Here is a 7594-nt window from a genome sequence, read left to right on the forward strand (position 1 = left end):
TTACTCCATAGCTCGTTTATGCATAAATTCATATTCTATAGAAAATTATACTCTGTTCTATAACACCTCAAGCCCAAACTTACCCAACGCTTCTCGCAGCATCGCAATATTATAATAAGCATGCGCATTAACGGTATTTTGAAAAAAGATATAGAGCGTATCAAAGTGCTGACGCTGATTGGCGATTGCTTGCGCCCAATCCTGCATTTCAGCCTCAGAGTAGCGATAATCATGGCGGTCAGCAGCGCTCATCGCATCCCACCAGTTTAGATTATTACCATGCATACGCAGGTAACCAGTTCGCTCGGTAAATATCAATCGTGATGGCGGCAGACCGCTGACCTTAGGATAATCGACACTACACCAAATCAAACCTTGCTTGACGAAGCTATCGACCACCTGCGGGGTATGCCAGCCATTATGACGAAACTCAACGGCTAATGGATAATCTTGAAACCAGCTGACGAGATTTGCCAGATATAGACGATGCTCACGAGTACGGTCAAAGCCATGGGGAAATTGTAATAGTAGTGGCGCTAGAGCATTGGCTTCGATAAGCGGGGATAGGGCATTTAAAAACGCTTGCGCATGTTCAGCAGTGCCTTTACGTGCGTGGGTAAAGTCCTGATGCAGCTTGACGGCAAATTTCAATTCACTATTTGCTTCGGCATAGGCTTTATTAACCATGCCAGCAAAGGCTTTTTGTCCGATAGGCGCGTAAAAGGTGCTGTTGATTTCTACCGCGCCATATTGCTTGGCGTACTCGCGTAAGAAATCCGTCTTTTTGGTGCTGGTTGGGTACAGCGTACCGAGTAAGTCGGTATCGCTATAGCCGCCAGTGCCAAGGTAGATACGCGGGATAGGGTTACTGTCCATGTTGACCACTCACTGCCGTTCTTTGATGGTTAAATTTTTGGCTATTTTTTACGTGCCCATAGCCATTCTATTAATGCCAGTAAAGCATCATTGTTCGCGTCACTGCCAAGCTCGCTACTGCTTGATTCATGGCGACTCAGTTCACGAATGATGGCTGCACGTCCGTCATTAAATAGCGATTGTGCGTAGCTAGTCGCGTTTTCGACACCCATCAATTTTACATAGGTTGATTTATCTAATTTTTCATCGCTGCCAGCAGGTTTGCCAAGGGTATCGGTGCTAGTCGTCACATCTAAGATATCGTCTTGTACTTGAAAAGCCAGACCAATATGCTGGGCGCACTCCTGTAATGCCATACGCTGCGGAGCGGTCGCACCAGCACAGATGCCGCCCATAAGCATAGCGGCTTCAATCAATGCGCCAGTTTTATCACGGTGGATAGCTTCTAGATCGCTTTGTGAAATATTAGCACTAGCCTCAGCATTCAGGTCAAGCATTTGACCAGAAACCATACGCCGTGCACGTGGTGCAAATATTGCGATAAGCTGGCTGGCGATGGCTGAATCAAAGGGCGCAAAAGTGGGCAGCTCTGCGGTCAATACTTCAAAGGCGAGCGTCTGTAGCACGTCGCCAGCGAGTAGGGCGGTCGATTCTTCAAAGACGATATGCGCCGTCGGCTGTCCACGACGTAGATCATCATCGTCCATACACGGCAAGTCATCATGTACCAATGAATAGGTATGCAGCAGCTCGACCGCCAACGCTGCACGGCGCGCCATATCATAATCGGAATCGTTTTCTAACAGAGCTTCCAAACCATCAGCGTTAGCCATACTGTTTTTATTGTCAGTGCTTTTATCTGTATTTTCATTGGCATTAGCATTGCTTTGATTGACACTATCAAAGGCACTGGCAACCAATAGTGGACGCACCAATTTACCTTGACCAGTCATCACATAACGACAGGCATCAATCAACGGGCTTGGCAGGTTGGCATAAGCAAACAGCACGTCGATATCTTGTGCAAGTTGCGCGCGCACGGCGCTATGAAATTGCTCGGTGTTGTTATTAAAGCTAGTAAAAGATACAAGTCTTGAAGGCATAAGGCTTTCAGGTATAAAGCTTGGCGTAGAAGAAACAGTCATAACCCAACCATTTATCAGGTGAATAATAAAAATATCGCTAGTGTAGCATGATAGATTATATAGCTTATGGGCTGAGCTTCATCAATGCCATATTTTTGGCAGCTTACTATTAAAAATTAGATTAAGCACACCGAAATAATGCAACAAGCCCTCGTTACGTATTGGTGATTTAACTTAATCAGTGGATATGTTTTGATAAAGAATCAAGTTAAGCGTGTGACAGCGTGCGACGATAAGCATCTGTCATTATAATCTTTAAAAGACGAATTTTTAGTATACAATTTCAGTATACAAACCGTCACTTAAAGCACATTACTAGTCAGGTAAAGGGCTGCTGCTGATTTAAGAGTGACTTGTGAGTATGGTATTAGCTTGTGACAGTTAGGGGCATAATCCCCTACACTAATTGGCGTAAAAATGATCTGATGATTCAGGGCTAGAGGTTTGCGTGCTTATTTCAGCGAAAAATTTGCTCAACTCTCAGTCCATATTTTTAATGTTAGTATGTTCAATATCAGTACTGGTCACAATATATATAAATGAAGCGCCGTATTCACTTGTGCTAACGCGGTAATATTAAGCATAAAAAATGAATATATAACATGAGCGCTGGATAATAAAGACATCTTCACTGCTTACTCTATACTGACTTTATAACACAGTAGGTTGGCAGTGTTATTACTCGTTTTACTAACAATAACTGGCTATGACCTTTAATTTTAAAACTTTTAATTTTAAAACGTAGCTTTCGTTATATAGCAAGGAGTTCCAAATGGTATACCAAGGAAATCGCATTACGGTGACAATGCTAGAGGATGGCATCGCCAACATGCAGTACAACGCCGAAAATGAGAGCGTGAATAAGTTTGATGCTGAAACCAATAAGCAATTTGGTGAAGCGGTTACTGCTTTAGAAAAAGCCGATGACGTCAAAGGTTTAATCGTGACCTCAGGCAAAGGCGTCTTTATCGCTGGTGCTGATATTACAGAATTCGTTGGCTCTTTTAAAAAGCCAGAAAGCGAGATTAAAGATTGGGTCGTAGGTATCAATGACGCCTTTAACCGCTTTGAAGACCTGCCTTTCCCGAAAGTAGCGGCCATCAATGGCGCGGCGCTTGGCGGTGGTTGTGAGATGACTTTGGTTTGTGAATACCGCGTCATGAGCGACAAAGCCATCATCGGTCTACCAGAAACCCAACTGGGTATCTTCCCAGGTTTTGGTGGTACGGTTCGTAGTACGCGTGTGATTGGTATCGATAATGCGCTTGAGCTGATTGCGACTGGTACACCAAAGAAACCACTTGATGCCCTAAAACTGGGCTTGGTTGATGCGACCGTTGCTGCTGATGACTTGCAAGATGCAGCGATTGATTTGGTCAAAAAATGTATCTCAGGTGAGCTTGATTGGAAAGCGAAGCGTGAAGAGAAGCTGAATCCAGTTAAATTAAATCAGCTTGAGCAAGCGATGGCATTTAACAGCGCAAAAGGTATGATCTTTGCTAAAGCCAATCCTAAGCAATATCCTGCGCCAGCACTTGCTATCGCTGCGATGGAAAAACACGTTAATTTACCACGTGATAAAGCGATTGAAGTAGAAGCGGCTGGTTTTGCAAAAGCGGCGAAAACGCCACAAGCAGAAAGCTTGGTTGGTTTATTCTTAAGCGATCAGTTGGTTAAAAAATTAGCCAAACAGCACAGCAAAAAAGCACATGAGATCAATGAAGCAGCTGTACTAGGCGCTGGTATCATGGGCGGCGGTATCGCTTATCAGGCAGCCAGTAAAGGCTTGCCAATCATTATGAAAGACATCAAGTCTGAGCAATTAGACCTTGGTATGGGCGAAGCCAGCAAGTTACTCGGTAAAATGGTAGATCGCGGCAAAATGACCCCAGCAAAAATGGGTGAAACCTTAAGCCGTATCCGTCCTACTTTGAACTATGGTGATTTTGCTGAAACTGATATCGTTATCGAAGCAGTGGTAGAAAATCCAAATGTGAAGCGTGCGGTATTAAAAGAAGTTGAAGGCTTAGTAAAAGACGATTGTATCTTAGCGTCAAACACTTCGACCATCTCTATTACTTTCTTGGCTGAAGCACTTGAGCGTCCAGAAAACTTCGTTGGTATGCATTTCTTTAACCCTGTACACCGTATGCCATTGGTTGAAGTTATCCGCGGTAAGAAATCCTCTGAAGAAGCGATTGCGACTACCGTTGCGCTAGCGTCTAAAATGGGCAAAGTGCCTGTTGTCGTTAACGATTGCCCAGGTTTCTTAGTCAACCGTGTGCTATTCCCATACTTTGGCGCCTTTGACTTACTTCTTAAGCAAGGTGCTGATTTTGCTCATGTCGATAAAGTCATGGAAAAATTCGGCTGGCCGATGGGTCCTGCTTATCTAATCGACGTGGTTGGTTTAGATACGGGCGTACATGGCGCAGAAGTCATGGCAGAAGGTTTCCCTGACCGCATGAAGCCTGATTATAAAGGCGCGATTGAGCTTTTATACGAAAACAAACGCTTAGGTCAGAAAAACGGCGTTGGTTTCTATAAGTATGAAATGGACAAACGCGGCAAGCCAAAGAAAGTTGCCGATGAAGCCACTTATGAGCTACTAAAAACCACCACAGATAGCGAAAAGCAAGAATTTGAAGATCAAGCGATTATTGACCGCACTATGCTGGCTTTCTGTAATGAGACCGTCCGTTGCCTAGAAGACAACATCGTTAGCACGCCATCAGAAGCCGATATGGCGATGATTATGGGCGTTGGCTTCCCGCCATTCCGCGGTGGACCTTGCCGTTATATCGACCAAATGGGTCTAGATAACTACTTGGCACTGTGTGAAAAATACGCATACCTTGGCAAAGCCTATGAAGCGCCGCAAAAGATTCGCGACATGGCAGCAGCAGGCGAGACCTTTTACGCCACCGCGTAATGGGTAGTCATTACTAGGATGAAGTGCCGTACGTGTGCTGTTTGAGGGTGAGAGCTATTAATCTATTTATATTTAATGGCACTATTTTTTAATAACAAATCTTTAATAGCACACGTACGATTATAGTTGGCTTCATTTAATGCTAGTACAAGGAAATCGAGCGCAGAGGTACGTATTGTACTTCAAGTGAGATTGACGAAGTAATAGCATTGAAATGGGCTGACTACACTGACAATAAAAATTGAAAAGGAAGATAGTATGACAATCTTAAGTCCAAAAGACGTGGTCATCGTAGATGGCGTACGCTCAGCGATGGGTAAAACCAAAAACGGTATGTTCCGCCATGTCCGCGCTGATAGCATGTCTGCCGAATTGGTACGTGCATTGGTTGAGCGTAACGACTTTGACACACGTGACGTCGAAGACATTATCTGGGGTTGTGTCAATCAGACACTAGAGCAAGGCTTAAACATCGGTCGTAACATCGGCTTGCTTGCTGGTATTCCAAAGACTGCTGGCGGTCAAACCGTTAACCGTCTGTGCGGCTCATCTATGCAGGCGCTACATACTGCTGCTGCCCAAATCATGACCGGTCAAGGTGATGTTTTCATCATCGGTGGTGTTGAGCATATGGGTCACGTCGGCATGATGCATGGCGTTGATCTTAACCCTGAAGCGTCAAAGCATTATGCTAAAGCCTCAAACATGATGGGCTTGACCGCTGAAATGCTTGGTCGCATGAACAATATCACTCGTGAAGAGCAAGATGCCTTTGGTCTTGAGTCGCATCGCCGTGCATGGGCTGCGACCACCGAAGGTCGTTTTGACAATGAAATCATCGGTATCGAAGGTCATGACGAAGCGGGTCGCTTGCAACTATGTACTGTCGATGAAGTGATTCGCCCTGATGCGACGATGGAGCAAATGCAAAAGCTACGTCCAGCCTTTGATCCAGTAGGCGGTACAGTAACTGCTGCTACCTCATCTGCACTATCTGATGGTGCATCAGCAATGTTAGTGATGAGCGCGCAAAAAGCTAAAGAGCTAGGTCTAAAGCCACGTGCTCGTATTCGTAGCATGGCAGTCGCTGGTTGTGATGCTGCTATCATGGGTTATGGTCCAGTACCTGCGACGCAAAAAGCACTTAAGCGTGCTGGCATGAGCATCGATGATATGCAAACCATCGAGCTAAACGAAGCATTCGCAGCGCAAGGTCTATCAGTACTAAAAGCATTGAATTTGACGGATAAGCAAGACATCGTCAACATTAATGGTGGCGCGATTGCATTAGGTCATCCACTGGGCTGTTCAGGTGCTCGTATCACGGTTACTTTGCTTAACGCTATGGAGCAGTCGGATACTGAAATCGGTCTAGCGACCATGTGTATCGGTCTTGGTCAAGGTATCGCGACTATTATTGAGCGTGTTTAAGTTTTAGCTAAGCTAATATTTGTTGATTAATATGTTTTAATATCTTGTAAGATGAGCGCCTCTAACTTAATGTTGGAGGCGCTTTTTTTTGGTTTAAGTCATAGTAATGAAAGGTAGAGTATAAATGGCACATCATAAATCGTCAGATAAGAAGCGCTTAGATTTAGAGGTGTTTAAGTTAAAAATGCGCTATATCTTTCTTCCTTTTTTAGGTTTTAGTATTGGCGCCATTTTATTCTACAACATCATAAGATGGATGTTGGACATCTGTCTAGGGATATGGCCTCTAAAAGATACGGTCTGGAACTTAATTATCCCAATAATTATCAGTGTTATTTTAGTGCTTGTCATAATGCGATCAAGGATTAGACTGCTACGATTTGAATTATTTGATGATAATAGCGCTAATGTATTTTACTTGGTGATGATACTTGCTTTATTTCCGCCTATATCAATCAGTCAAGCTTACTTATATGAAGCAGCATATGACATTATTGATATAAGTAATATAAGTGATATTAAATTATATCCAAAACAAAAATACTTCCAATTTGATAATAAAAGTGTTGAGAAACAAGGGGTTGTTTCTTACTTCAATACTAGGGAGATGGGGAAATCTAGACAAGAGTTAAAAATATACTTATATTTTGCTACTCCTTTTTATGGAGATAAAGATATCTGGTGGGGACAGGCTTTTACTAAGGTTATTGATAATGATCTTGAAGAAAAAGAGAAAGTTCAACAAATAGAAAATTTTAAAAAGATTTCTAGACAACAATATGCAAATGAAGAGATATCTACTGCTGATTATTTTGAAAAATTGCAAAACTCAGATACTAAGCATGGTTATTTAGAAGCGATTAGATTGTCAGGTCAGCAACATATTAATGACCCAATAATACTTGTATCTCAGTTGGGCACACTTAACGAAAAAGCATATAAAGAGTTAGCAAAATTCTTTAGGTTTTTTATCATTGGCATGTTTATTTGCTTACTATTAGTCTTAAAAGCAACGATTGATAAAAAAGCATTTCAACAGTTTAAGGTACGCTAGATTTGTGGTGATAGGGCATGGATAATAATAAGCAAAGCCAGTATAGGTATAAGGATAAAAATAGAAGCAGAAACAAAAAAAGAGTAAGCAAAAGGGATAAACAGAAGCAAATACAAAGCCTAAGCGCTAAAGAATCGATCAAGCTAAGACTAAAGC

General features: G+C 42.8%; 5 protein-coding genes. 3 read left to right on the forward strand and 2 right to left on the reverse strand.

Annotated elements, in window-relative coordinates; genetic code table 11:
• Positions 1–57 precede the first annotated feature (57 nt).
• Positions 58–876 carry a DUF72 domain-containing protein gene (locus ACT3S4_RS13020; RefSeq protein ID WP_444761210.1) on the reverse strand — a complete coding sequence of 273 codons (819 nt, stop codon included), beginning with the start codon at positions 874–876 and terminating at the stop codon, positions 58–60.
• Positions 877–917: 41 nt separating this feature from the next.
• Positions 918–2021: a polyprenyl synthetase family protein gene (locus ACT3S4_RS13025; protein ID WP_444761211.1), complete on the reverse strand. Its 1104-nt coding sequence runs from the start codon at positions 2019–2021 to the stop codon at positions 918–920.
• Between the two features lie 772 nt (positions 2022–2793).
• On the opposite strand from ACT3S4_RS13025, the gene fadB reads away from it, so the two are divergent.
• The 3 genes from fadB to ACT3S4_RS13040 all read left to right on the forward strand — a co-directional run bounded on the left by fadB (position 2794) and on the right by ACT3S4_RS13040 (position 7438).
• The gene (fadB, locus tag ACT3S4_RS13030) at positions 2794–4953 is read left to right on the forward strand and encodes a fatty acid oxidation complex subunit alpha FadB (RefSeq protein WP_444761212.1); all 2160 of its coding nucleotides are present in this window, start codon (positions 2794–2796) and stop codon (positions 4951–4953) included.
• A gap of 258 nt (positions 4954–5211) precedes the next feature.
• The gene (gene fadA, locus ACT3S4_RS13035; protein WP_201560821.1) at positions 5212–6384 is read left to right on the forward strand and encodes an acetyl-CoA C-acyltransferase FadA; all 1173 of its coding nucleotides are present in this window, start codon (positions 5212–5214) and stop codon (positions 6382–6384) included.
• A gap of 124 nt (positions 6385–6508) precedes the next feature.
• Positions 6509–7438 (forward strand): hypothetical protein, encoded by a 930-nt coding sequence (locus ACT3S4_RS13040; protein ID WP_444761213.1) that lies wholly within the window; start codon positions 6509–6511, stop codon positions 7436–7438.
• Positions 7439–7594 lie beyond the last annotated feature (156 nt).

The sequence above is a fragment of the Psychrobacter sp. AOP30-A2-5 genome (assembly GCF_052378115.1).
Lineage (GTDB): Bacteria > Pseudomonadota > Gammaproteobacteria > Pseudomonadales > Moraxellaceae > Psychrobacter.

Coding starts and splice junctions, on each gene's coding strand:
- ACT3S4_RS13020 (WP_444761210.1), bottom strand. CDS start 876: ATGGACAGTAACCCTATCCCGCGTATCTACCTTGGCACTGGCGGCTAT.
- ACT3S4_RS13025 (WP_444761211.1), bottom strand. CDS start 2,021: ATGACTGTTTCTTCTACGCCAAGCTTTATACCTGAAAGCCTTATGCCT.
- fadB (WP_444761212.1), top strand. CDS start 2,794: ATGGTATACCAAGGAAATCGCATTACGGTGACAATGCTAGAGGATGGC.
- fadA (WP_201560821.1), top strand. CDS start 5,212: ATGACAATCTTAAGTCCAAAAGACGTGGTCATCGTAGATGGCGTACGC.
- ACT3S4_RS13040 (WP_444761213.1), top strand. CDS start 6,509: ATGGCACATCATAAATCGTCAGATAAGAAGCGCTTAGATTTAGAGGTG.